Genomic DNA, 23,850 nt, shown 5'->3' with positions numbered 1-23,850 from the left:
AGTGTCTAAAACAGGAGAAAGAGAAAAGCAGATAAAAATCGAGCAGGAGACAAAGGAGAGAAAGCAGATGTTTTCAGAACAGAGCCGAAAGAAAATCGAGGAAGCATACCGTAAGGTCAAAGAGGATCTGGGGGATTTTATGGAACCGGTGGATCAGTATATACGGTCTCTTCCTGAAGCAGAAGCGGCTGCGATGCACTATCTTTACGCATCCATGCCGTACAGTGATATAGGGAATTATCCGGTGGAAACGTTTCTGGACTTTGCACGCCATGGAGTGTGGCTGTATAAATATAATACGTATGTACGGGAATTTCCGGAAGAATTGTTTTTGCAGTATGTTCTTTACCACCGGGTTAATGAGGAAGAAATCCGTCCGTGCAGGAGTCTGTTCTATCAGGAACTGAAAGATCAGATAGAAGGTAAAGATGCAGAAAAGACAGCGTTGGAAGTGAATTACTGGTGTGCGGGGGAAGTCTCCTATGAAGCGGGAGATGACCGGACTCTTTCGGCTCTTTCTGTCTGGCAAAGAGGATATGGACGATGCGGGGAAGAATCTGTCTTTACCGTCAATGCCCTTAGAAGTGCGGGGATTCCTGCCAGACAGGTGTATGCGCCGTACTGGTCCCATTGCGATGACAATCATGCCTGGGTAGAAGTGTGGATTGATGGAACGTGGCATTTTCTGGGAGCCTGTGAGCCGGAACCGCTTCTGGATCTGGGCTGGTTTGAATATGCGGCTTCCCGGGCGATGCTGGTTCATTCCAGACGTTTCGATGGCAGAATCGAATCTGCAGGACAGGAGGATGCGGACCGGAAAAGCGAAATGGAAGAAGTGATTGGAAAAGACGGAATGGTCGTGATGGAAAACGTGCTTTCCAGATACGCCGATGATGTGAAGAAGATAGAAGTGACAGTAGTAGATGAGAAAGGACGTCAGGCCGCAGGAATTTCTGTGTGGTTTGAAGTGTTTAATTATGCCGCATTTCGCCCAATCGCACAGTGCCGGACGGATGAGCATGGCAAAGTTTCTCTCAGCACAGGGGCGGGAAGCCTTCATTTGTTCGCAGCAGGACAGGGACGGTATGCGGACGAAATTCTGGATACACGAGAGAGCAGAAGCTGTACATTGACACTTGCAAAACGGCTGGATTGCTGTCCGGAGACAGAAGGATGGAGAGATCTGGACCTGATTCCGCCACACGACCGTGCGCCGTTAGGCAAAAGGCCGAGTCCGGAGCAGAAGGAAAAAGGAAAAGAGCGCCTTGCTTTACTGAGAAACAAACAGGAGAACAAGCGAAAAGAATGGGTCAATCCGGAGAGGGAAGCATTTCTGAGCTGTCTGGAAACAAAAACTTCGCAGGAGCGGAAGCTGGGAGAGCAGTTACTCGAGACATTGACTGCAAAAGATCAGACAGATATCCGGTGCACCGTCCTTCTGGATCATCTGGAAGGAGTTCTTCCATACTGGAATACAGTACCGGAGGATATTTTTGTGACAGCACTTTTGAATCCGAGAGTGGAGGATGAAGTACTGACGGAATACCGTGGATGGTTTCAGAGGGAAATCAGCACCGAAGAACAGGAGAGGTATCGAAAGGATCCTGGCAGACTTTGGGAAAAGATTCAGAAGGAAGTCCGGGAATGTCCGGAACAGGAGCGAAGTACCGTACTCACGACACCAACAGCCTGTTACCGGATGCGGTGCGGCAGTGGTCGCTCGAAACGGATTCTTTTTGTTGCCATGGCAAGGAGTTTTGGAATCCCGGCAAGGCTTTGTCCGGAGGACGGAACAGTTCAGTACTGGAAAGACGGAACATTTTTGTCAGCTGATCCGGACCGGACAAAATCAGCAGTTCTCATACTACACGCGGAAAATCCAAAAATGTGGCGGTATGGTTTGAACTGGAGCATTACAAAATTAACGGAAGAGCAGGGAGATCCTCTCCGGCTTACAGACACGGGATGGGATAATGGAAAGAGAGAAATCCATCTGGAGAATGGAATCTACCGGATTCTGACATCTGTCCGTCTGCCAAACGGAACGGTTCACGCCCGGGAGTGTCAGATACTGCTTTCTTCCGGCTGCAGAAAAGAGATTGCACTGCAGCTCCGGGAAGAAAAACTTTCCGAAATGCTGGAGTCCCTCTCGCTTCCGGAATTTCCGGTGAGGGATCTGAATGGACAGGAAATTTCCTCCGGAATTCTGACAGAAGAGGGAAGTCATGTGCTGATCTGGGCAGGGGAAGGAGAGGAGCCGACGGAACATATTTTCAATGAAATGCTGGAAGAGAAGGAACGGTTTACTCCATGGGCTTCCCGGATTCTTCTGTTTGTCCGGTCAAAGCAGGCATGGGAACATCCTCTATTTGCCAAAGTAATGGAGACGTTCCCACAGATCCAGGTGTATGAAGATGACTTTGAGGATCATGTTCCGGCAGTGGGAAGAAGACTGTATGTGGATCATGAAAAACTTCCAATTATCGCCGTGACAAAAGGCAGACTCAATGTGATTTATGGAACAAGCGGCTATCAGGTTGGCCTGGGAGATCTGCTGTTGCGGATTTTGGAAGAGGAGACATGCTATAACAGGTAGAGGAGAGATAATGAATCAGGAAGCACAGGAATATTACAATATTGCCGGATGGGGAAAAGATAAATTAAACTACCATAGAATTTCAAAGTTTCATACAAACAGACGAAGGCAGAGTGATACCGGATTTTATGCATGTCTATGATTTTTTGGAGAAAGATAGTATGGTACAGTATATAATAAAAATGAAGAAGAAACTATGATTAAGTCCCACATCTGTTTTCAGAATACAGTGGGTATTTTATAAATGTTTCAACGAAGCCGTATGACCGAAAGGTATAGCTTCTGAAGGCTCCCCAGTCTGTCTGGGGAGTTTTTCTTTTCATAGAGTTGGTATTTTATCTAAAGGGGTATATATTTACTTTTTTGTGTTGGATTACATGGAGAGGGGAATTATCAGGGAGTCTGCATAATGCCTTTCTTCAATCTGCTGTAGGGCCTCATCACATTTACATTCCAGATCCTGATAGCTGTCGGCTGTCTTGATTTCAAAGATAACAGCCTTTCCCCGGACACTTGGATATTTCAGAATCAGATCCGGTCTGCCACTGCCGGATTCCCGGTTCGATACGACGATATAATCGCCAAAATGCTTTAAAAGACCGGCAAGAAAACCGTGATAATAATTTTCCTGATAATCATAAAAACTAATTGTCTCCATGAGCATTTCAGTAAGGAACTCGGAGAGCTTTTTACGGTCACCGTCCAAAATACTGCGGTACAGTTCAGATAAATCTTTCATTTTTATTTTTTCTTCAAACCAGAGCAGGACAGTATGCTTATAGATATGCCGGACTTCCATGTTTGGAATTGCCAGCTCCATATAGATTTCGCCGTTTTCCTGATACTGTTTTCTTTTCTTGAGATAACCTGTAAAAAAAAGAAAATTCCACAAATAATCCTGGGAGGTGTCGATGTCGGCATAGGTGATGTCTTCATGGACTGGTTTGATAATTGTACCTCCTGCAATCAAGGATTCGATTGTGTTCCCGAAGCAGTAGCCATCGTACCACTTCCTGATATCTTCCCGGCGGTCTTCCAGCTGATAATCCCGAAGCATCTGGTCCACCTCTTCTTGAGTAAATCCAAAGTGTTCCGCATAGGACTGATCCATGATGGAAATCATTGACAAATTGTTTAAGCCGGTAAAGATAGATTCTTTACTGATCCTTAAGCAGCCGGTGACGACAGCGAATTCTAGAGTGTCGTTCGTTTTGAGTGCAGATTCAAAGACAGACCGGATCAACGAGAGCATTTCCGGATAAAATCCGTGAAAAAATGCATTCTCCAGAGGAACATCGCATTCATCAATCAGGATAATGCAGCGGGTCTGAGAGGAGGCATAGAGACAGTCAGACAGAAATCTTAACGATGTCAGGTATTCCTCTGACGCCGCTTTTTGCTTCACAAATCGATTGTATTTTTCCTGCTTGTCTCTGGACTCCAGAGAAGAGACAAGCGAAGCGTGACGGTCAAATTCCCTTGCAATTTCCTCACGCAGGCAGTAAAAAGCCGATTTAAAATCAGTCTGTTTTAATGATTTCAAAGAAAGTGTGATAACCGGATACTGTCCCATCTGGTCTGTATAAGGATGTCCGGCATCCCAAATTTTAGTACCTTCAAAAAGAGGGGCTGGATTCACATCAGACTTTTCAAAAAAATACCGCAGCATACTGAGATTTAAAGTTTTACCAAAACGGCGCGGACGTGTGAACAGATTGACTTTCCCTTTCAGATCGATCAGATCTTTGATCAGTAATGTCTTATCTATATAGTAATATCCTTTTTCAATGAGTTCGGCATAATTTTCAATGCCGACAGGCAGCGGGATCCAGCTCATGAAATATTCCTCCTATTTTTTGATATGATTTTATTCTACTACTTAGTTGAAAACGGTGCAAACAAAGGAAATGTGAAAAATTCATCAAAACCTGTTGCATTTTGTCGTCGAGGATGTATAATTAGATTCGGTTCGCATATTTTGAACAAAAAGTATAGTATTAGAAAACCGGAGGTGCGGTAAGTGGACATTGGAAAGAAACTGAAAGAACTGAGGCTCCAGAATGATCTGACGCTTGGAGATCTTGCGTCCCGCAGCGAGCTGACAAAGGGATTTCTCTCACAGGTGGAGCGTGGGCTGACGACGCCGAGTATTGCAACGCTTGAGGATATCCTGGAGGCGCTGGGAAGTAATCTGTCCGATTTCTTTCATGAAGAGGAAGAGAAGCAGATCGTGTTTCCTGTACAGGATTTTTTTGTGGATGAGCAGGAAGATTATACGATCGAGTGGATTGTCCCAAACGCGCAGAAAAATGAGATGGAGCCGATCATTTTGACACTGCATCCGAAAAAAAAGAGCCATGTGCTCTCTGCTTATCAGGGCCAGGAGTTTGGTTATGTGCTGAAAGGAAGCGTAACCATCGTACAAGAGGGGAAAAAGTATAAGGTAAAGGCTCATGAGACGTTCTATATGGACGGGTCCAAGAGTCATTATCTGTACAATCACGGTACCGGCGATGCGAAGATCCTCTGGATCACAACGCCGCCGATGTTCTAGGAAGGAGAAATGAGATGGAAGAGAAAAAACTGATCGAGTTTCGCAATATTGTGAAAAATTTTGACGGCCAGATTGTCTTAAAAGGAATCAATCTGGATATTTATGAAAATGAATTTGTCACTCTTTTAGGCCCGAGCGGCTGTGGTAAGACAACACTTTTGCGTATTCTTGGGGGCTTTCTGGATGCGGACGAAGGTTCTGTGATCTTTGACGGGGAGGAAATCAGTAAAAAGCCTCCTTATGAGAGAGAGTTAAATACGGTTTTTCAGAAATATGCTCTGTTTCCGCATCTGAGTGTATATGAAAATATTGCTTTTGGACTGAAAATCAAGAAGATGAGTAAGGACGTCATCGACCAGAAGGTCATGAAGATGCTGAAGCTCATCGGGCTTGAGGGATACGAAGATAAAAATACGACACTTCTTTCCGGCGGGCAGCAGCAGCGTGTTGCCATCGCAAGAGCGCTGGTGAATGAGCCGAAGGTGCTTCTGCTGGACGAGCCTCTGGCGGCGTTGGATTTGAAACTCCGCAAGGAGATGCAGTACGAGCTGAAACGGATTCAGCAGGAGGTCGGAATTACCTTCATCTTTGTAACCCATGACCAGGAAGAAGCGCTGACCATGTCTGATAAAATCGTGGTCATGAAAAACGGGGAAATCCAGCAGGTAGGATCTCCGGAGGACATCTACAATGAACCGGCAAACCGTTTTGTAGCGAATTTTATCGGGGAGAGTAATATTATTCCGGGAACCATGGTAGAAGATTACAAGGTGCGTTTCGATGACATTACCTTTGACTGCGTGGACTTTGGATTTAAGGAGAATGAACCGGTCGATGTGGTCATCCGCCCGGAGGATATTGACATCGTGGATGTCAAAGACGGTAAGATGACAGGAGAAGTATTAAGTGTCCTGTTTAAAGGTGTCCATTATGAGATCATGGTGGAGACGGTTCCGGGAACAAGTGTCACCGTCAATATGCGTGTGATCCGGAATCAGGATGTAAAGAGTGAGGACGGCAAAGAGATGATCAGCGCCAATGATTTCTACGTGGATATCGACGACGTGGAAGAACTGGACGACAAGGAGATCATCGCCCTTTCCAATGCCCAGGCGTGGGACCCGGCGGCAGATGAACTGATTTCCATTGCCAAGGTAGAGTATAGCCTGGAAAAAGAAGAAGGAAAATATCCGGTTACCTTCTCCACATCCAACGGGACAAGTATTGTGCGGAATATCTATGTAGTAGACCAGCCGTTTGTTAAGAATGAAAAGGCAAATGAGGGTGTCATGGCATTCAACTTCTTTAAAACAGTGGACGAGATCACAGAGTCACAGGCTCTTGATACGGATCTGAAGACCTGGGCCGGGGCACAGGGCTGGAAGCTCAGTAATGAAGATGAATCCGTGGATCTCAGCGTTGACTACGATTTTGAGCCTGAGGATGTCAAAGAGGGTGTATATCAGATCACCTTCTCCACGACAGGCCGGGAATTCAAAATCCATACAACGGATTATACCGAAGAGGGACAGGAGGTAGGGCTTACCTTTTTCCCAGAGGATATCCATGTCATGTCCAAGGAGGTATTCTAAATGAAACGATTTTCAAAGCTGGCAGTCCCTTATATTATCTGGGCTGCGTTGATGCTGGTACTTCCTATGGCGCTGATTGCCATGTATTCGGTCATGGAGCCTGGAAATAGTATTATTTCCTTCTCCCTGACACTGGATCATTACATCAAGTTCTTTACAGACCCGGATTTCCTTCTTATTCTGTGGAGATCTTTGTTGATTGCAATTAAGACAACAATTATCTGTCTGATCCTTGGTTACCCGGCAGCGTACTTTATTGCCAGGAGCAGTGAAAAAGTACAGAATATTCTGATTCTCTGTATCACGATTCCGATGTGGATCAACATGCTGGTAAGAACCTACGCATGGATCGGCCTTCTCAGCGAGGGCGGAATCATTCAGCGGATCCTTGGAATTTTCGGGCTGGGAGATGTCGAGCTTTTGTATACAGAAGGATCAGTACTCCTTGGTATGGTGTACAACTTCCTTCCATTTATGATTCTGCAGATTCAGACGTCTTTAAGCAAGATGGATCATTCCCTTTTGGAGGCAAGCGCGGATCTTGGAGCAAGTCCGGCGCAGACTTTCCGGAGGGTAACGCTTCCGCTTTCCCTTCCGGGAGTCATCAACGGAATTACGCTGGTATTCCTTCCGGCAGTCAGTTCCTTCTTTATCCCGAAACTTTTGGGAGGCGGACAGTATTTCCTCATCGGAAATATGATTGAAAACCAGTTTATTACAGTTGGAGAGTGGAACTTCGGAAGTGCCATCTCCATGATTATGGCAGTGATCATGATGCTCCTGATGATGCTCGTGCGTAAAATTGAAACAAGAAATCAGGGCGGAAAGGGGGCAAAAGCATGAAAAAGAAGAAACGTACTTTAGGGAAGGCTTTGATGATTCTGATGATCGCATTTTTCTATTTGCCGATCCTCTATATGATCATCTTTTCCTTCAATGACGGAAAATCGCTGACCAGCTTTACCGGATTTTCCCTTCGCTGGTATCAGCACATGCTGGAGTCCCAGGACATGATGACCGCGCTCTATACCACCTTTAGTATCGCTATTCTTGCGACGATTGTGGCAACTGTCGTAGGTACGGTGGCGGCAATCGGATTGTCCAGTTCCAGAAAGGTAATCCGCAATATCATGGAACAGGTAAACAACCTTCCGATGATGAATCCGGAGATTGTGACAGCCATCGGTTTCATGCTTCTGTTCATCACCTTCAAGGTGGAAAAAGGGTATGTTACCATGCTTCTGGCACATATTGCCTTCTGTATTCCTTATGTTATGCTTTCCGTTATGCCGAAGATCCGCTCTCTGGATCCGAACCTGGCGGATGCGGCGATGGATCTGGGGGCAACACCGTTCAAGGCACTGACCAAAGTCATTGTGCCGCAGATTACACCGGGAATTGTCTCCGGTGCGCTGATTGCATTTACCATGTCGGTGGATGACTTTATTATTTCCTACTTTGTCACAGGAAGCGGCGTGAAGAATTTAAGTATCGTGGTATACACGATGAGTAAGCGTGTCAACCCGAGTATCAATGCAGTATCTACCCTTGTGGTAGTCATCATCACCATCGTGCTCCTTGTGATCAATCTGGCTCCGGTTATAACGGCGAAGAGAGTGAAAAAGGGCGGTGCCGTGAAACGGAAAAGATGGGTACCGGCTGTTGCGGTATGCTGTGTTCTTGCGGTTGCCATTGCCGCTCTGCAAAGAGGAGGCATCACAGGCAAGGATCGTCCTTTCGAAGGACAGACACTCCATATTTACAACTGGGGTGAGTACACCGGGGAAAATATTATCGGTGATTTCGAAGAAGAGACAGGTGCTACAGTCGTGATGGAAAACTTCGATTCCAATGAGCAGATGTACATTAAGGTGGCAAACGGAGAAGCCTACGACATTCTCGTCCCGAGTGATTATATGATTCAGCGTCTGATTGAGGAAGATTATCTGCAGAAACTGGATAAATCAAAACTGGACTGCTTTGACAAGCTGTCTGATGCGGTACTTGGTCTCCCGTACGATCCGAACAATGACTATTCCGTTCCGTACTTCTGGGGTACCGTGGGAATTGTGTATGACAAGACGAAGGTAGACATCGAAGATCTGGAGAGAGAAGGATACAATATTTTCCTCGATCAGAAGTATAAAGGAGACGTCTATCTGTACGATTCCGAGCGAGATTCCTTTATGATGGCATTAAAAGCACTTGGATATTCCATGAATACCGAGAACGAGGCAGAGTTAAATGAAGCATACGAATGGCTCGTACAATGTGTGGAAACGATGGATACGGAAATCGTAACAGATGAGATCATTGACAACATGGCTCAGGGAAGAAAAGCGCTCGGACTGATCTATTCCGGTGACGCAAGTTATGTCATGGCCGAAAATGAAGACATGGGCTATTTCATGCCGGAGACCGGAACCAACCTCTGGTCTGATGCCATGGTGATTCCGAAAAACGCCAAGAATCCGGATCTTGCTCATGCATTTATCAATTATGCAAGCGATTATGACGGCGCATATGATAACTCCAGCTATGTAGGATATACCTCGGCCAACCAGGAGGTTATGGACGACCTTTCCGGGAAAGGCGGAGACTATGAAGGAATCAATGCCTACATCCCGCGGACGGGCAATGAAAACGATGAAGTGTTTGAGTACAATGCGGATACGAAAAAGATTATCAGTGATCTCTGGAGCCGCGTCAAGATTGCGGCAAGTAACGCAGGCTAAAAGAGAATAAAAATGGGGAAGACTTTCTTCTGCAGAAAAGCGGGAGCAGGTCTTCTTTTTTGTGTGCAGGAAATAAGAATTGACATTTCTTAGGAAACGAACTAAAATACTTAGGAACCGAAACAATTACAGAGGAGTGTGAACCTGCATGGAAACAGGAAAAATGATAAACCGGATTTCCAACCGGCTCCGGAGACGTTCCAGAAAGGTGCAGGAGACCCTGGGTATTACCGGAGCAAAAGGGAATGTGCTGGATTATATTCTGGTGGAAAGTGAAAAACACAACGTGTATCAGAAAGAGATTGAAAAGGAATTTGACCTTCGTCCTTCTACAGCGACAGAAGTATTAAAGCATCTGGAGGAGGAAGAACTGATTGTCCGTGTACCGGACGAAGAGGACGGACGGCTGAAAAAAATTGTCTTTACGGAAAAAGCAAAGGCGATCCGAAGTGCCCTCCGGTCGGAAATCAAGCAGTCGGAAGAAGTTCTGCTGCGTGGCATTTCCAGAGAAGAGCAGGCTGTATTTATGAAGATTACGGCTAAAATGCTGGAAAATCTGGAAGAGGAGGAGAAGAGAAATGAATGAGAATGAACTGATGGGACAGATGAAAATCTCAAAGGCCGTGGCAAAGATGGCTGTTCCCAGTGTCATCAGCAGTCTTGTGACAGTCGTCTACAACATGGCGGATACCTTTTTCGTGGGACAGACCGGGGATCCGCTTCAGGTGGCGGCTGTTAGCCTGACCAATCCGATTTTTATTCTGATGATGGCGTTTGCCAACATGTTCGGGATGGGAGGAAGCGCAGTCCTTTCCATGGCCCTCGGTGCGAAAAATGAGAAACGAGCAAGGCAGACTTCATCCTTTGTCACCTATGCCTCTCTGATTGTCGGAATACTGTTTGCAGTAATCCTGATCGTCTTTATGGATCCGATTCTGGCAGTGTTTGGCGCCAATGCAGAGACATATGAGTTCGCAAAAGGGTATACCTTCCACATTTCCTATGGCGCGCCGTTCATCATCTGGTCAGCGGCTGCCAGCTTTATTGTCCGGGCGGAAGGATCCAGTAAGGAGGCGATGATCGGAAGCATGATCGGAACGGTCGCTAATATTATTCTGGATCCGATCTTTATTTCCGTACTCAATCAGGGAACAGCCGGCGCGGCAATCGCGACGACCATTGGAAATATCCTGGCAAGTGGTTATTATCTCTGGTATTTCCTGAAGAAAAGCAAAGTGCTTTCGCTGAAATGGAGTGACTTTACCGTCCGGGAGTCAATCCTGACGAAGGTCTGCGGTTCCGGTCTCCCGACGGCAATTTTCTCTGCTCTCATGAGTGTTTCCACCATTGTGCTCAACCAGCTTCTGGTGGTCTATGGCAATGACCCGGTGGCGGCCATCGGAATTGTATTCAAGGCCAATATGTTTATCACCTTTTTGCAGATGGGAATTGCAAATGGAGTGCAGCCGCTGCTTGGTTACAATTACGGCGCCGGAAATATGAAGCGGTTCCGCGGTGTGGAATCCTACACAAAGAAATGCTGTCTTGTGGCAGGAATTGCGGCAACGGCATTGTATTTCCTGTTCCGGGAACAGATCATCCGTCTCTTTATCAGCGACAATGAGGTCGTTTCCTACGGTGTGGATATGCTTGTTGCCTATATGCTCTCCGGACCCGTGATCGGATTTCTTTTCGTGAATATGAACTGTATGCAGTCCGTAGGAAGGGCGCTCCCGGCCACGATTCTTTCAGTGCTTCGACAGGGAATTCTCCTGATCCCGTTATTATATCTGCTTCGTGCGCTGTTTGGGCTAAACGGCGTGATTCTCGGACAGTCCGTGACAGACTATATCGCGGTCATTTTGTCCTTCTTCCTGTGGAGGAAAATCCGGAAATTACTGGAAAAACAGGCGGCACATTAAGGCCGTCTGTTTCCCGGTTCTCATCCACCATCAGGAAGTCAGCTCTTTTTTCTCATCTTATATTCTAGGGGCAAATGTCTGGATCGCTTCCAATGTGACGATTCTGCCGGGTGTGACAATTGGAGATCATTCCACTATCGGAGCCGGTTCTGTCGTGACAAAAGACATTCCGCCCAATGTCATTGCCTTTGGCCATCCGGCGGAAGTGCACCGGGAAATCACAGAGGAAGATGAGATTTTTTACGATCACGGGAAACGGATCTCGGAGCATATTGTACTTGACATTCATGGATAATTTCGTTAGTCTTTTCCTTATAATACTATTGAGGAAAGAGAGCGCTATATGATGCAGACAAATGAAAATGCAATTGAACATATACCGGTAACAGAACCGGAACGGCAGTATTACTTTATTGAAAAGTGCAAAGACTATGTCAGGAAGATTTCAGAGGAGCTGAGACGTCCGCTGACAGCGGCGGTCATTACATTTGGCTGTCAGATGAATGCCAGAGACTCCGAAAAGCTGACCGGAATTCTTGAGAAGATCGGTTACACGATGATCGATCAGGAGGAAAAGGCGGATTTCGTTATCTACAATACCTGTACGGTCAGAGAAAATGCGAATCAGAGAGTCTATGGAAGACTTGGCCAGCTGAACCGTGTCAAAAGGAAAAATCCACACATGCTGATCGGACTCTGCGGCTGTATGATGCAGGAGCCGCATGTGGTGGAAAAGCTGAAAAAGAGCTACCGGTTTGTAGATCTGATTTTCGGAACCCACAATATTTATAAATTTGCGGAAGTGCTTGCCACCCGGTTTGAATCCGAACGGATGGTCATTGATATCTGGAAGGATACGGACCGGATCGTGGAGGATCTTCCGAGCGAGCGGAAATATTCGTTTAAATCAGGAGTCAATATCATGTTTGGCTGCAATAACTTCTGCAGCTACTGTATTGTACCGTATGTCAGAGGACGGGAACGGAGCCGGAATCCGCGTGATATCATACGGGAAATCGAAAATCTGGTAGCGGACGGCGTGAAAGAAGTCATGCTTCTGGGACAGAATGTCAATTCTTATGGAAAGACGCTGGAGGAACCGATGACGTTTGCGGAGCTTTTACGGGAAGTGGAAAAGATCGACGGCCTGGAACGAATCCGCTTTATGACGTCCCATCCGAAGGATCTGTCCGATGAGCTCATTGAAGTCATGCGGACTTCCAAAAAGATCTGCCATCATCTGCATCTTCCGGTACAGTCCGGAAGCACGGAGATTTTAAAAAAGATGAACCGCAGATATACAAAGGAACAGTATCTGGAGCTTGTACACAAAATCCGGGAAGCAGTGCCGGACATCTCCCTTACAACCGACATTATTGTAGGATTTCCGCAGGAGACAGAAGAAGATTTTGAGGAGACGCTGGATGTGGTGAGAAAGGTACGCTACGACAGTGCGTTTACCTTTATCTATTCCAAACGGACCGGAACACCGGCAGCAGTTATGGAAAGGCAGGTGCCGGAGGATGTGGTGAAAGACCGCTTTGACCGCCTGTTAAAAGAAGTTCAGACGATCGCTTCCGAAGAGTGTGCAAAGCATGAAGGAACCATTCAGACCGCACTGGTAGAGCAGGTCAACGAACACGATCCATCTCTTGTGACAGGAAGACTTGGCAACAACCTGCTTGTTCATTTTCCGGGAACAAAAGAGCAGATCGGAAAACTCATCAATGTGAAGCTTCTGGAGTGTAAAGGATTTTATTACATTGGAGAAGCAGTGGAAAAATAATCCGCCAGCCTGACAGATGTATAATGCCGGAAATAACGCCCACACTATGTATGGAAATGTACAAAAGTGAGGGCGTTTTTTATGAAAAAATTAAGTGAATACTTGTTTCTGTGGGCAGTCGGAGGCTGCCTTTATTATACATTTGAAATTGTTTTCCGGGGATTTTCCCACTGGACCATGTTCGTACTTGGCGGCCTGTGTCTTGTATTCTGCACGGCCCAAGGGCGGGCGGGAAGATGGAGGGATCCGCTGGGAATCCAGATTTTACGGTGCATGATCTTTGTGACTTCCTGCGAATTTATTACAGGAATCATTGTCAACAAATGGCTGAATCTCGGCATCTGGGACTACAGCAACGTACCGTTTCAGCTATTTGGCCAGATCTGCCTGCCCTTTATGGCGCTGTTTGGTCTTCTATGTACAATCGGAATCTATCTGGGCGGCTATCTGCTGCATGTGCTTTACGGGGAAGAAAAGCCGAAAATCCCCATTTGGTAACAAAAACGAAATTTTACTTTTGCTGCCCGGAAAATGGTGATATAATGTAATATCAGGGCAAAGTTCCCTGAACACGAAAACAGGAAGTAAAAAAGATAAAATAGAACAAGCAGCAAAAGAAAAGGAGAACAAAAGTGGCAGAATTAACACCAATGATGCAGCAATATATGGAAACGAAAAAAGAATATAAGGACTGCATTTTATTTTATCGTCTTGGGGATTTTTATGAAATGTTTTTTGACGACGCACTGACGGCGTCCAAAGAGCTGGAAATTACTCTGACCGGGAAGAACTGCGGCCTGGAAGAGCGCGCGCCGATGTGCGGGGTGCCGTATCATGCAGTAGACAGTTACCTGTCCCGGCTGGTGGAGAAGGGATATAAGGTTGCCATCTGTGAGCAGGTGGAGGATCCGAAGCAGGCGAAAGGGATCGTGAAAAGAGAGGTCATCCGGATCGTCACTCCGGGAACCAACATCGATTCCATGACAAGGGATGAGACGAAGAATAATTATATCATGTCCATTGTCTATGACGCGGGAAGATACGGAATCTCTATTGCGGACGTTTCCACCGGAGATTATTTTGTGACAGAAACAGACAGCGAGAGCAAGCTGTTTGATGAGATTTATAAATTTTCACCATCCGAGATTATCTGCAACGAGGCGCTTTATGTAAGCGGGATTCAGCTGGAAGATCTGAAAAACCGGATGCATGTTGCCATTTCCTCTCTGGATGCATGGTATTTTGACGAGGAACTTTGTAAAAAAGCATTGAAAGAACATTTTCAGGTGGCATCTCTGGAGAGTCTTGGAATCGCCGATTATGACTGCGGCGTGACCGCTTCCGGAGCGCTTCTTCAGTATTTGATCGAGACACAGAAGACGTCCCTTGCCCACCTGACGAAGCTGACCACGTATTCCACAGGAAAATATATGGTGCTGGACAGTTCCACAAGGAGAAATCTGGAACTCTGCGAGACTCTGCGGGAGAAGCAGAAACGGGGCTCCCTTCTCTGGGTGCTGGATAAGACAAAAACAGCCATGGGAGCCAGACTTCTGAGGAAATATGTGGAGCAGCCGCTGATTGATAAAGAGGAGATTACGAAACGTCTGGATGCGGTGGAGGAGCTTTTAAAGGAGGCAATTTCCAGAGAAGAGATCCGGGAATATCTGTCCTCGGTCTACGATCTGGAACGTCTGGTAGGAAGGATTTCCTATCAGTCGGCCAACCCGAGAGATCTGACAGCCTTCAAGGCATCTCTTTCCATGCTGCCACATATTCGGACAATTCTGGGAGACATGAAGAGCCCGCTGCTTCAGAAACTGTATGACGATATTGATCCGCTGGAGGATCTGTGCAGCCTGGTGGAAAATGCAATCATTGACGATCCGCCGATGGCAATGAAGGAAGGCGGAATCATACGGGACGGTTACCATGAAGAGGTAGACCGCCTTAGAAAAGCAAAGACGGACGGAAAGACCTGGCTTGCCGAGCTGGAGCAGAAAGAACGGGAAAAGACCGGTATCAAAAATTTAAGAATCAAGTATAACAAGGTGTTCGGATACTATCTGGAAGTAACAAATTCTTTCAAAAATATGGTGCCGGATTACTATACAAGAAAGCAGACACTGACCAATGCGGAGCGTTACATTATTCCGGAGCTCAAGGAGCTGGAGGATCTGATCCTTGGAGCTGAGGATAAGCTGTATGCGCTGGAATATGAGCTTTACTGTGACGTACGAAACCGGATTGCGGATGAGATTGTCCGGATTCAGACGACGGCGAGGGCGGTCGCAGCGGTGGATGCTTTTGCCTCCCTGGCACTTGTAGCAGAGCGGAATCATTACGTGCGTCCGAAAATCAATGAAAAGGGAACCATTGATATCAAGGATGGAAGACATCCGGTCGTGGAGAAGATGATCCCGAATCATATGTTTATCGCAAATGATACATACCTGGATGACAAGAAGAACCGGGTGGCCATCATTACAGGGCCGAATATGGCCGGGAAGTCCACGTATATGAGACAGACCGCACTGATTGTACTGATGGCGCAGATCGGCTCCTTTGTTCCGGCTTCCCAGGCCAATATCGGGCTGGTGGACCGGATCTTTACGAGGGTCGGGGCATCCGATGACCTGGCATCCGGCCAGAGTACCTTTATGGTGGAGATGACTGAGGTTGCGAATATTCTTCGTAATGCCACGAGCAAAAGTCTTCTGATTCTTGACGAGATCGGAAGGGGAACGAGTACCTTTGACGGTCTCTCGATTGCCTGGGCGGTGGTGGAGCATATCAGCAATGCCAGACTGCTGGGGGCAAAGACGCTCTTTGCGACTCATTATCATGAGCTTACCGAGCTGGAAGGAAAGATCGACAGCGTCAACAATTACTGTATTGCAGTCAAGGAAAAAGGCGATGACATCGTATTTCTGCGTAAAATTGTAAAAGGCGGGGCGGACAGAAGCTATGGAATTCAGGTGGCAAAGCTTGCAGGCGTGCCGGAGACTGTCATTACCCGTGCAAAGGAGATTTCCGAGGAGCTTTCCGATGCGGATATTACGACGCGGGTACGCGAAATGAGCGTGCAGGGACAGGAGACGAAGGCAAAAGAAAAGCCGAAGAAAATGGATGTCGTGGACATGGCTCAGATGTCTCTGTTTGACACGGTATCGGACAATGATGTGATTGAAGAGATCAAGGGAATGGATATCAGCCGTATGACACCGATGGATGCGATGAATACTCTGTATCAGCTTCAGAACAAGCTGAACAACCGGTGGTAAGGAGGAACGATGGGAAAGATTCAGGTTTTAGATCAGGTTACAATCGATAAGATCGCCGCCGGAGAGGTGGTAGAACGCCCGGCCTCCGTAGTCAAGGAGCTGGTGGAAAACGCGATCGATGCCAGAGCAACCGCCGTGGAGGTGGAAATCGAGGACGGCGGAATTTCGCTGATCCGGATTGCGGACAACGGGACCGGGATGGAGCCGGACGATGTGCGGAATGCCTTTTTGCGCCATTCTACAAGTAAGATCCGCCAGGTAGATGATCTGATGCATATTTCCTCTCTGGGATTCCGCGGCGAGGCACTATCCAGCATTGCGGCAGTTTCCCGGATCGAGATGATTACAAAGGGGCGGGATCATGTTCTTGGAACCTCGTATCAGATTTCCGGTGGAAAAGAGATTTCCATGGAGGAGACCGGAGCGAAGGACGGAACAACCTTTCTTGTGCGCCAGCTGTTTTACAACGTGCCTGCCAGAAGAAAGTTCCTGAAAACCCCGATGACGGAAGCCAGTCATGTCAGCGATCTGATGACCCGGCTTGCCCTGTCCCGGCCGGATATTTCCTTTCAGTTTGTCAACAACGGGCAGGAGCGGATGCATACGTCGGGGAATGGCCGCTTAAAGGATGTGATATACCATATTTATGGACGGGAAATCACGGCCAGTCTGATCGAGATTTCTGTGGAAAATGAAGAGATCCGGCTTTCCGGATTTATCGGAAATCCGACCGTGACACGGGGGAACCGGAATTTTGAGACATTTTTTGTGAACGGACGATATATCAAGAGCGGGATTCTTTCAAAAGCAGTGGAAGATGCGTATAAAGATTTTACGATGCAGCATAAATATCCGTTTGTGGTACTGCATCTTGAAATTCTGGGAGAGGAGATAGACGTCAATGTTCACCCGACCAAGATGGAGCTGCGGTTCGGGCATCAGCAGGAAGTGTACCGCTTCCTGTATGAGGCAGTATCAAAGGCGCTGCACGGAAGAGATCTGATTCCAAGAGTCGAGGCGCCGGAAGCGCCGAAGGCTCCTGTGCCGGAACAAAAGAAAGAAATACCGGCAGCCGCAGAACCGCCTGTCAGACCGGAGGAAAAACCGGAAGCAAAGAAACCGGTTCCGGAGCCGGAAAAGAGGGATTTAAACTACTTTATGGAACGGATGAAGGAGCGGGTGACCTCCTATCATAATCAGTATGCATCGGCAGAGGTAAAAGACCGGAGCGATATTCACAAACCGGCCGTAGACAGCGGACGCATCCGGGAGGCGGTATCTTACCGAGCCAGAACAGAAGGGAAAAAAGACGAAATCAAGAACCAGAAGCCGGAACAGACGGCGGAGCAGCTTACGCTTTTTGATGAAAAGCTGCTGGATGAGGCATCTGTACCGGACTATCAGATCATCGGACAGGTCTTTGATACTTACTGGATTGTCCAGCTTCATGACAGCATGTACATTATCGACCAGCATGCGGCTCATGAGCGGGTGCTGTACGAGCGGACATTAAAGGGAATGAAGACGAGGGAATATACGTCTCAGTACATCAGTCCTCCGATTATTCTGGATCTGTCCATGCAGGAGGCGGAGCTCTTTCGCAGGTACATGGACCGGTTTACCAGAATTGGGTTTGAGATCGAGCCTTTTGGGGGAGATTCCTTTGCAGTGCGCGCAGTGCCGGACAATCTGTTCAGTGTGGCAAAAAAGGAACTGCTTATGGAGATGATCGACAGTCTTTCCGATGAGGTCAGTACGAACATGACGCCGGAGATTCTGGATGAAAAGATTGCATCCATGTCCTGTAAGGCGGCAGTAAAAGGAAATTCCAGACTGTCAAGAGCGGAAGTGGAGGAACTTCTAAAGGAGCTTTTGAAGCTTGACAATCCATATCACTGCCCGCACGGGCGTCCGACGATTATTGCCATGACAAAGAGGGAACTGGAAAAGAAATTTAAACGAATCATATAGATAGGGTGAATAAAAATGAAACGACCACTGGTTATACTGACAGGTCCGACGGCGGTAGGGAAGACAGCCCTTTCCATCGGGCTTGCAAAGAAAATCGGCGGAGCGGTCATCTCGGCGGATTCCATGCAGGTATACCGGTATATGGACATCGGTTCGGCCAAGATCCGCGCGGAAGAAATGGACGGTGTGCCGCATTATCTCATTGATGTGCTGGAACCGACAGAAGAATTTCATGTTGTGAAATTTCAGGAGCTTGCCAGACAGGCGATGGAGGAAATCTATGAGAAGGGCATGATTCCGATTGTGACAGGGGGAACCGGATTTTATATCCAGGCACTTCTGTATGATATTGATTTTACGGAAAGCAGCGAGGACACCGGTTACCGGAAAGAGCTGGCAGATTTTGCAGACCGGTACGGCGAGGAAGCGCTCCATGCAAAGCTGCGGGAAGTGGACGAACGGGCGGCTGAAGAGATCCATCCGAATAACCGGAAACGGGTAATTCGTGCGCTGGAGTTCTATCATCTGACCGGACAGAAAATCTCCGAACACAATGAGACGGAGCGGCAGAAGGAGTCACCGTATCAGTTTGCGTATTTCGTCCTGAACGATGAGCGGGAGAGGCTTTACGGGCGGATTGACCGGAGAGTGGACCAGATGCTGGAGGAGGGCCTGGTCGACGAAGTCCGGAAACTGAAGGATATGGGCTGTACAAGGGACATGGTGTCCATGAAAGGGCTTGGATATAAAGAGATTCTTGCTTATCTGGAAGGAGAGATCCCTTTTGAGGAGGCTGTCCGGATTTTGAAGCGGGATACGAGACACTTTGCGAAGCGTCAGATTACCTGGTTTAAGCGGGAAAGAGATGTGATCTGGGTCCCGAAGCAGGAATTTGATTACGATGAAACGAAAATACTGGAATTTTTACTGGAAAATCTAAGGAAAAGAGGAATAATACAAAATGGATCAGATGACAGGTCATAAGATGGATGAGTTCATAAAGGCAAAGTACGAGGAGGCAGGCATCTCGCGGAAGGTCTATGAGTTTGGGGCAAAGATTGAGGACTCCTTAAAGGAGCGTTTTGCAGCCATTGACCGGATCGCAGAATACAATCAGTTGAAAGTTGTCCATGCGATGCAGAAAGCCAGAGTGAATTCCGAGTGCTTTCAGTATGTATCCGGCTATGGCTACAATGACTTTGGAAGAGATACGCTGGAGCAGGTGTATGCGAACATTTTTCACACGGAAGATGCTCTCGTACGCCCGCAGATTACCTGCGGCACCCATGCCCTTGCCCTTGCGCTGGCTGCCAATCTTAGACCGGGAGATGAGATGATTTCCGTGGCAGGTAAGCCGTATGATACGCTGGAAGAAGTCATCGGAATCCGGGAGTCCAAAGGATCTTTGAAAGAATACGGCATCAGCTACCGCCAGGTAGATCTTCTTCCGGATGGAAGCTTTGATTTTGAAAAGATTGCAAAAACGGTGCGCCCGGATACCAAGCTTGTCACGATCCAGCGTTCCAAGGGATATCAGACGAGACCGAGCTTCTCGGTTGACCAGATCGGAGAGGCGATCCGTTTCATCAAAGAGCGGTTCCCGGATGTGATCTGTATGGTGGACAACTGTTACGGCGAGTTTGTGGAGCTGCAGGAGCCAAGCGATGTGGGGGCAGACATGGTAGTCGGCTCTCTGATCAAAAATCCGGGAGGCGGACTTGCGCCGATCGGAGGCTATATCGCAGGAAGAAAAGATCTGATCGAGAACTGTGCATACCGTCTGACTTCGCCGGGACTTGGAAAAGAAGTAGGTGCGTCCCTTGGAGTTATGAAGGACTTTTATCAAGGGCTGTTTCTGGCGCCGACTGTGGTCAAAGGAGCAGTGAAAGGAGCAATCTTTGCGGCTGGAATCTATGAGGAACTTGGTTTCCACGTCATCCCGTCCAAAGATGAAGAACGGCACGACATCATTCAGGCGGTAGAATTCGGAACTGCGGAAGGTGTGATCCGTTTCTGCCAGGGAATTCAGGCGGCTGCTCCGGTGGACAGCTATGTGACGCCGGAACCATGGGCAATGCCGGGCTATGACAGCGATGTCATTATGGCAGCAGGAGCATTTGTTCAGGGATCTTCCATCGAACTCTCAGCAGATGCGCCGATCAAACCGCCGTATGCGGTGTATTTCCAGGGGGGACTGACCTGGGAACACGCCAAATTCGGAATTCTGATGAGCCTTCAGAAATTAGTGGAAGCTGGTGTGGTAACGATTCAGTAAAGGAGCAGGCATGGAGAAAGTATTGGTGATCGGAGGGGGCGCCTCCGGCATGATGGCCGCCATTGCGGCGGCGGGGCAGGGTGCAGAAGTGACCATTCTGGAACAGAATGAGCAGCTCGGAAAAAAGATTCTGTCCACTGGAAACGGAAAATGCAATTTTACAAATATTAACCAGATACCGGGAGCCTATCGTGGAGAACATCCGGAATTTGCCCAGGATGTGATTTCCCGTTTTCCGGTGCCGGATACGATCCGTTTGTTTATGGAACTGGGACTTTACTCCAAAAACAAAGACGGGTATCTTTATCCGCACTCGGAACAGGCATCCGCTGTGCGGGATGTCCTTCTCATGGAGCTTCGACGTCTGCATGTCCGGATTGAGACATCGGTCTGCGTGGAGGAGATTCAAAAAGAAGGAAACAGTTTCCGGGTAAAGGCAGTAAAAAGCATTTTGAAGCAGGAGAAAAAAAGTAAAAAGCGTATGGTTCTTGTAAAAACCGGAGAAGAGGAAAAGGTCTATCTGACAGAAAAGCTGATTTTGACAGCAGGCGGACTTGCGGGAAGAGTACAAAAGGCGGACGGTACCGGAATGAGGCTGGCAGAGAGCTTCGGACACCGGGTCATTCCGTGTGTGCCGGCACTGGTTCAGCTGAAATGCCGGGAAAATTTTTATCCGTCTCTTGCAGGAGTCCGTGCGGGAGCAAAGATCGAACTTCTCTGTGATGGAGTTGTGGAGGCATTGGATATCGGAGAAATCCAGTTTACAGAATACGGGATTTCCGGAATCCCGGTCTTTCAGGTAAGCCGTTTCGCGGCGCGGGCTCTGGAACATAAGAAGACCAGTGTTGCAGCGGAGCTTGATTTCATGCCGGAATTTACAGAGACTCAGCTGGAAAGCTTTTTCATGAGCAGAATTCAGATGCGGCCGGAAAAGACGATGAATCAGTTTTTTACCGGAATCTTTCATGAGAAACTTGCGGCGGTGTTCCTGAAGAGGGCAGAAATCCCTCCAGAACTGAAAGTGGACAGGCTGGGAGATCAGAACCGTTACCGTCTTGCAAAGATCATCAAAGGATTTCAGACGGAAATTACCGGTACGAACGGCTTTGAACAGGCACAGGTAAGTGCGGGCGGAATTTCCACCGAAGAAATCTGCCCGGATACGATGGAATCACGTCTGATCCCGGGACTGTATTTTGCCGGGGAGATCGTAGATGTGGACGGCATGTGCGGCGGCTATAATCTGCAGTGGGCCTGGTCCAGCGGTCATGTGGCCGGCATCAGTGCTGCCGGAAAGGAGAGGCAATGTTAAGGATTGGACAACTGAAAATTAAAACCGGACATACCAAAGAGGAGCTGGAAAGAAAGGTCGAACGTGCTCTTGGCGTGTCCAGAGAAGAGATCCAGTCCATTGAAATCCGGAAGCGTTCGATTGATGCCAGAAAAAAACCGGAAATTTATTATGTATACACGGTTGATGTGAAGCTGACAAAAGTGAAGAAGGAAAAAGCGATTCTGTCCCGCAGAAAACTTAAGGATGTATCCGAAGCAAAAGAAACATCGTATGAGTTTCCGGCGTGCAGGGAAGCGTCTGAGATGAAACACCGGCCGGTAGTAGTAGGAAGTGGTCCTGCCGGACTGTTCTGTGCGTATCTGCTTGCAAAACACGGATACCGTCCGATTCTGATTGAGCGCGGGGCGCCGGTGGAAGAACGAAAAAAAGCAGTGGAGGCGTTCTGGGAGACCGGAGTGCTGGATACAAGGACAAATGTTCAGTTTGGCGAGGGCGGTGCAGGGACTTTTTCCGACGGGAAACTGAACACTCTGGTGAAAGATCCGGCAGGAAGAAACCGGGAAGTGCTGAAAATCTTTGTGGCGCATGGTGCACCGGAGGAGATCCTGTATGAGAATAAACCACATATCGGAACGGACATCCTGATTGATGTGGTACGCCGGATGCGGGAATCCATAGAGGATTCCGGCGGAGAATGCCGGTTTTACACAAAGCTGACCGGAATCAGCACCGGGGACGGCAGAGTGAAGGAAATCCGGATCGAAGAGCAGGGGAAAGAATCCCTGATTCCTGCGGAAGTGGTTGTACTGGCTTTGGGACACAGCGCAAGAGATACCTTTGCGATGCTGAAAGAGACAGGAGTATTTCTGGAAGCAAAATCCTTTGCGGTGGGCGTCCGTGTCGAACACCTTCAGAAACGGATCAATCTGTCCCAGTATGGTACGGAACAACATCCGGATCTTCCGGCGGCTGCATACAAGTTGACGGCAAAAGCGGAAAACGGGCGGGGAGTCTACACGTTCTGCATGTGTCCGGGAGGCTATGTAGTCAATGCGTCCTCTGAAGAGGGCCGTCTCTGTGTCAATGGAATGAGTTATCATGGAAGAGCCGGAAAAAATGCCAACAGCGCCGTGATCGTGACCGTGACACCGGAAGACTATGCAGCAGCTGGAAATCAGGGACCGCTTGCAGGAGTGGAATTTCAACGACATCTGGAAGAGCGGGCATATGAAGCAGGAAACGGAAAGATCCCGGTACAATGCTTCGGAGATTTTAAAAACGGACGAATTTCCGATTCCTTTGGAGAGGTACTTCCGCAGATGAAGGGGGCGTACTGCTTTGGCAATGTACGTGGAATTTTCCCGGAAGAGATCGCTTCTTCCATTCAGGAAGGGATCGAAGCATTTGAACAGAAAATTCATGGATTTTCCAGAGACGACACGGTTCTTTCCGGCGTCGAGGCAAGGACGTCCTCGCCGGTTAGAATTACAAGAGATGAAACGATGCAGAGCGTGAATGTTCAAGGGCTGTATCCATGTGGAGAAGGCGCCGGATACGCAGGAGGAATTACTTCGGCTGCCATGGACGGCATGAAGACAGCAGAAGCAGTTGCGAAGAAGTATCAAGCATTTTGCGAGTGATTTTCCTTATATAAAAATAGTCAGGGCAGTCAATTGTGCTTCTGTACACGATTGACTGCCCTGGTTTTTGTTACCGATAGCGTTTGAGCAGATGATTGTAAATAATTCTACCTCTGACTGCTCCTCGGGGCAAGCCCCGTGGGTTCTATTGACAGGATTAACATGATAGCGTACACCGCAAGGTATCGAACTCGAAAGTAC

General features: G+C 47.9%; 17 protein-coding genes and 1 pseudogene. 17 read left to right on the top strand and 1 reads right to left on the bottom strand.

Translation table 11 applies throughout. The features are described 5' to 3' along the window. The first annotated feature begins 1 nt into the window (after position 1). Both B5E64_RS13090 and B5E64_RS18655 read left to right on the top strand, forming a co-directional pair. Complete coding sequence (locus B5E64_RS13090) at positions 2 to 2,596, top strand: transglutaminase domain-containing protein (RefSeq protein ID WP_087168916.1); 2,595 nt, start codon at positions 2 to 4, stop codon at positions 2,594 to 2,596. A gap of 10 nt (positions 2,597 to 2,606) precedes the next feature. After that, positions 2,607 to 2,738 (top strand): hypothetical protein, encoded by a 132-nt coding sequence (locus B5E64_RS18655; RefSeq protein WP_275532814.1) that lies wholly within the window; start codon positions 2,607 to 2,609, stop codon positions 2,736 to 2,738. A 231-nt stretch (positions 2,739 to 2,969) separates the two neighbouring features. On the opposite strand, the gene B5E64_RS13085 is transcribed toward B5E64_RS18655, so the two are convergent. Beyond that, positions 2,970 to 4,433 (bottom strand): AAA family ATPase, encoded by a 1,464-nt coding sequence (locus tag B5E64_RS13085; protein WP_087168915.1) that lies wholly within the window; start codon positions 4,431 to 4,433, stop codon positions 2,970 to 2,972. 183 nt (positions 4,434 to 4,616) lie between these two features. Between B5E64_RS13085 and B5E64_RS13080 the strand changes: the two genes are divergently transcribed. From B5E64_RS13080 to B5E64_RS13010, 15 genes and pseudogenes are all read left to right on the top strand, one after another. Then, positions 4,617 to 5,150: an XRE family transcriptional regulator gene (locus tag B5E64_RS13080; RefSeq protein ID WP_087168914.1), complete on the top strand. Its 534-nt coding sequence runs from the start codon at positions 4,617 to 4,619 to the stop codon at positions 5,148 to 5,150. Positions 5,151 to 5,164: 14 nt separating this feature from the next. After that, positions 5,165 to 6,742, top strand: coding sequence for an ABC transporter ATP-binding protein (locus tag B5E64_RS13075; protein WP_087168913.1), 1,578 nt, complete (start codon positions 5,165 to 5,167; stop codon positions 6,740 to 6,742). Next, positions 6,743 to 7,585 carry an ABC transporter permease gene (locus B5E64_RS13070; protein WP_087168912.1) on the top strand — a complete coding sequence of 281 codons (843 nt, stop codon included), beginning with the start codon at positions 6,743 to 6,745 and terminating at the stop codon, positions 7,583 to 7,585. Next, the gene (locus B5E64_RS13065) at positions 7,582 to 9,477 is read left to right on the top strand and encodes an extracellular solute-binding protein (protein ID WP_087168911.1); all 1,896 of its coding nucleotides are present in this window, start codon (positions 7,582 to 7,584) and stop codon (positions 9,475 to 9,477) included. Before B5E64_RS13070 ends, B5E64_RS13065 begins: the two co-directional genes overlap by 4 nt. 148 nt (positions 9,478 to 9,625) lie before the next feature. Beyond that, entirely contained in the window at positions 9,626 to 10,063 is a 438-nt protein-coding gene (locus B5E64_RS13060; protein ID WP_087168910.1) for a MarR family transcriptional regulator, read from the top strand. Then, on the top strand, positions 10,056 to 11,399 hold the full coding sequence (locus tag B5E64_RS13055; protein WP_087168909.1) for an MATE family efflux transporter: 1,344 nt from the start codon (positions 10,056 to 10,058) through the stop codon (positions 11,397 to 11,399). The genes B5E64_RS13060 and B5E64_RS13055 overlap by 8 nt, the downstream gene beginning before the upstream one ends. A gap of 67 nt (positions 11,400 to 11,466) precedes the next feature. Beyond that, positions 11,467 to 11,694: pseudogene (locus B5E64_RS18460) on the top strand (DapH/DapD/GlmU-related protein); the annotation flags it as partial. Positions 11,695 to 11,742: 48 nt separating this feature from the next. Continuing rightward, the gene (gene miaB / locus B5E64_RS13045; protein ID WP_087168907.1) at positions 11,743 to 13,185 is read left to right on the top strand and encodes a tRNA (N6-isopentenyl adenosine(37)-C2)-methylthiotransferase MiaB; all 1,443 of its coding nucleotides are present in this window, start codon (positions 11,743 to 11,745) and stop codon (positions 13,183 to 13,185) included. A gap of 81 nt (positions 13,186 to 13,266) precedes the next feature. Further along, positions 13,267 to 13,683: a hypothetical protein gene (locus tag B5E64_RS13040; RefSeq protein WP_087168906.1), complete on the top strand. Its 417-nt coding sequence runs from the start codon at positions 13,267 to 13,269 to the stop codon at positions 13,681 to 13,683. Between the two features lie 134 nt (positions 13,684 to 13,817). Next, complete coding sequence (mutS, locus tag B5E64_RS13035) at positions 13,818 to 16,469, top strand: DNA mismatch repair protein MutS (protein ID WP_330616825.1); 2,652 nt, start codon at positions 13,818 to 13,820, stop codon at positions 16,467 to 16,469. 9 nt (positions 16,470 to 16,478) lie between these two features. Beyond that, positions 16,479 to 18,440: a DNA mismatch repair endonuclease MutL gene (gene mutL, locus B5E64_RS13030; protein ID WP_087168904.1), complete on the top strand. Its 1,962-nt coding sequence runs from the start codon at positions 16,479 to 16,481 to the stop codon at positions 18,438 to 18,440. A 15-nt stretch (positions 18,441 to 18,455) separates the two neighbouring features. Continuing rightward, the gene (gene miaA / locus B5E64_RS13025) at positions 18,456 to 19,424 is read left to right on the top strand and encodes a tRNA (adenosine(37)-N6)-dimethylallyltransferase MiaA (RefSeq protein WP_087168903.1); all 969 of its coding nucleotides are present in this window, start codon (positions 18,456 to 18,458) and stop codon (positions 19,422 to 19,424) included. 1 nt (position 19,425) lies between these two features. After that, entirely contained in the window at positions 19,426 to 20,715 is a 1,290-nt protein-coding gene (locus B5E64_RS13020; protein ID WP_087168940.1) for a methionine gamma-lyase family protein, read from the top strand. A gap of 10 nt (positions 20,716 to 20,725) precedes the next feature. Beyond that, on the top strand, positions 20,726 to 22,027 hold the full coding sequence (locus B5E64_RS13015; protein ID WP_087168902.1) for an NAD(P)/FAD-dependent oxidoreductase: 1,302 nt from the start codon (positions 20,726 to 20,728) through the stop codon (positions 22,025 to 22,027). Further along, positions 22,021 to 23,649: an FAD-dependent protein gene (locus B5E64_RS13010; protein WP_087168901.1), complete on the top strand. Its 1,629-nt coding sequence runs from the start codon at positions 22,021 to 22,023 to the stop codon at positions 23,647 to 23,649. Before B5E64_RS13015 ends, B5E64_RS13010 begins: the two co-directional genes overlap by 7 nt. Positions 23,650 to 23,850 lie beyond the last annotated feature (201 nt).

The organism is Drancourtella sp. An12 (assembly GCF_002160935.1).
GTDB classification, from domain to species: domain Bacteria; phylum Bacillota; class Clostridia; order Lachnospirales; family Lachnospiraceae; genus Sellimonas; species Sellimonas catena.
This window is presented reverse-complemented; position numbering and strand designations above follow the sequence as displayed.

Bases quoted from the DNA above. Each gene is read 5' to 3' on its own strand.
- B5E64_RS13075 (WP_087168913.1), top strand. From the start codon at position 5,165: ATGGAAGAGAAAAAACTGATCGAGTTTCGCAATATTGTGAAAAATTTT.
- miaA (WP_087168903.1), top strand. From the start codon at position 18,456: ATGAAACGACCACTGGTTATACTGACAGGTCCGACGGCGGTAGGGAAG.
- mutL (WP_087168904.1), top strand. From the start codon at position 16,479: ATGGGAAAGATTCAGGTTTTAGATCAGGTTACAATCGATAAGATCGCC.
- B5E64_RS13060 (WP_087168910.1), top strand. From the start codon at position 9,626: ATGGAAACAGGAAAAATGATAAACCGGATTTCCAACCGGCTCCGGAGA.
- B5E64_RS13015 (WP_087168902.1), top strand. From the start codon at position 20,726: ATGGAGAAAGTATTGGTGATCGGAGGGGGCGCCTCCGGCATGATGGCC.
- B5E64_RS13010 (WP_087168901.1), top strand. From the start codon at position 22,021: ATGTTAAGGATTGGACAACTGAAAATTAAAACCGGACATACCAAAGAG.
- B5E64_RS13055 (WP_087168909.1), top strand. From the start codon at position 10,056: ATGAATGAGAATGAACTGATGGGACAGATGAAAATCTCAAAGGCCGTG.
- B5E64_RS13085 (WP_087168915.1), bottom strand. From the start codon at position 4,433: ATGAGCTGGATCCCGCTGCCTGTCGGCATTGAAAATTATGCCGAACTC.
- B5E64_RS13020 (WP_087168940.1), top strand. From the start codon at position 19,426: ATGGATGAGTTCATAAAGGCAAAGTACGAGGAGGCAGGCATCTCGCGG.
- B5E64_RS18655 (WP_275532814.1), top strand. From the start codon at position 2,607: ATGAATCAGGAAGCACAGGAATATTACAATATTGCCGGATGGGGAAAA.
- miaB (WP_087168907.1), top strand. From the start codon at position 11,743: ATGATGCAGACAAATGAAAATGCAATTGAACATATACCGGTAACAGAA.
- B5E64_RS13040 (WP_087168906.1), top strand. From the start codon at position 13,267: ATGAAAAAATTAAGTGAATACTTGTTTCTGTGGGCAGTCGGAGGCTGC.
- B5E64_RS13070 (WP_087168912.1), top strand. From the start codon at position 6,743: ATGAAACGATTTTCAAAGCTGGCAGTCCCTTATATTATCTGGGCTGCG.
- B5E64_RS13065 (WP_087168911.1), top strand. From the start codon at position 7,582: ATGAAAAAGAAGAAACGTACTTTAGGGAAGGCTTTGATGATTCTGATG.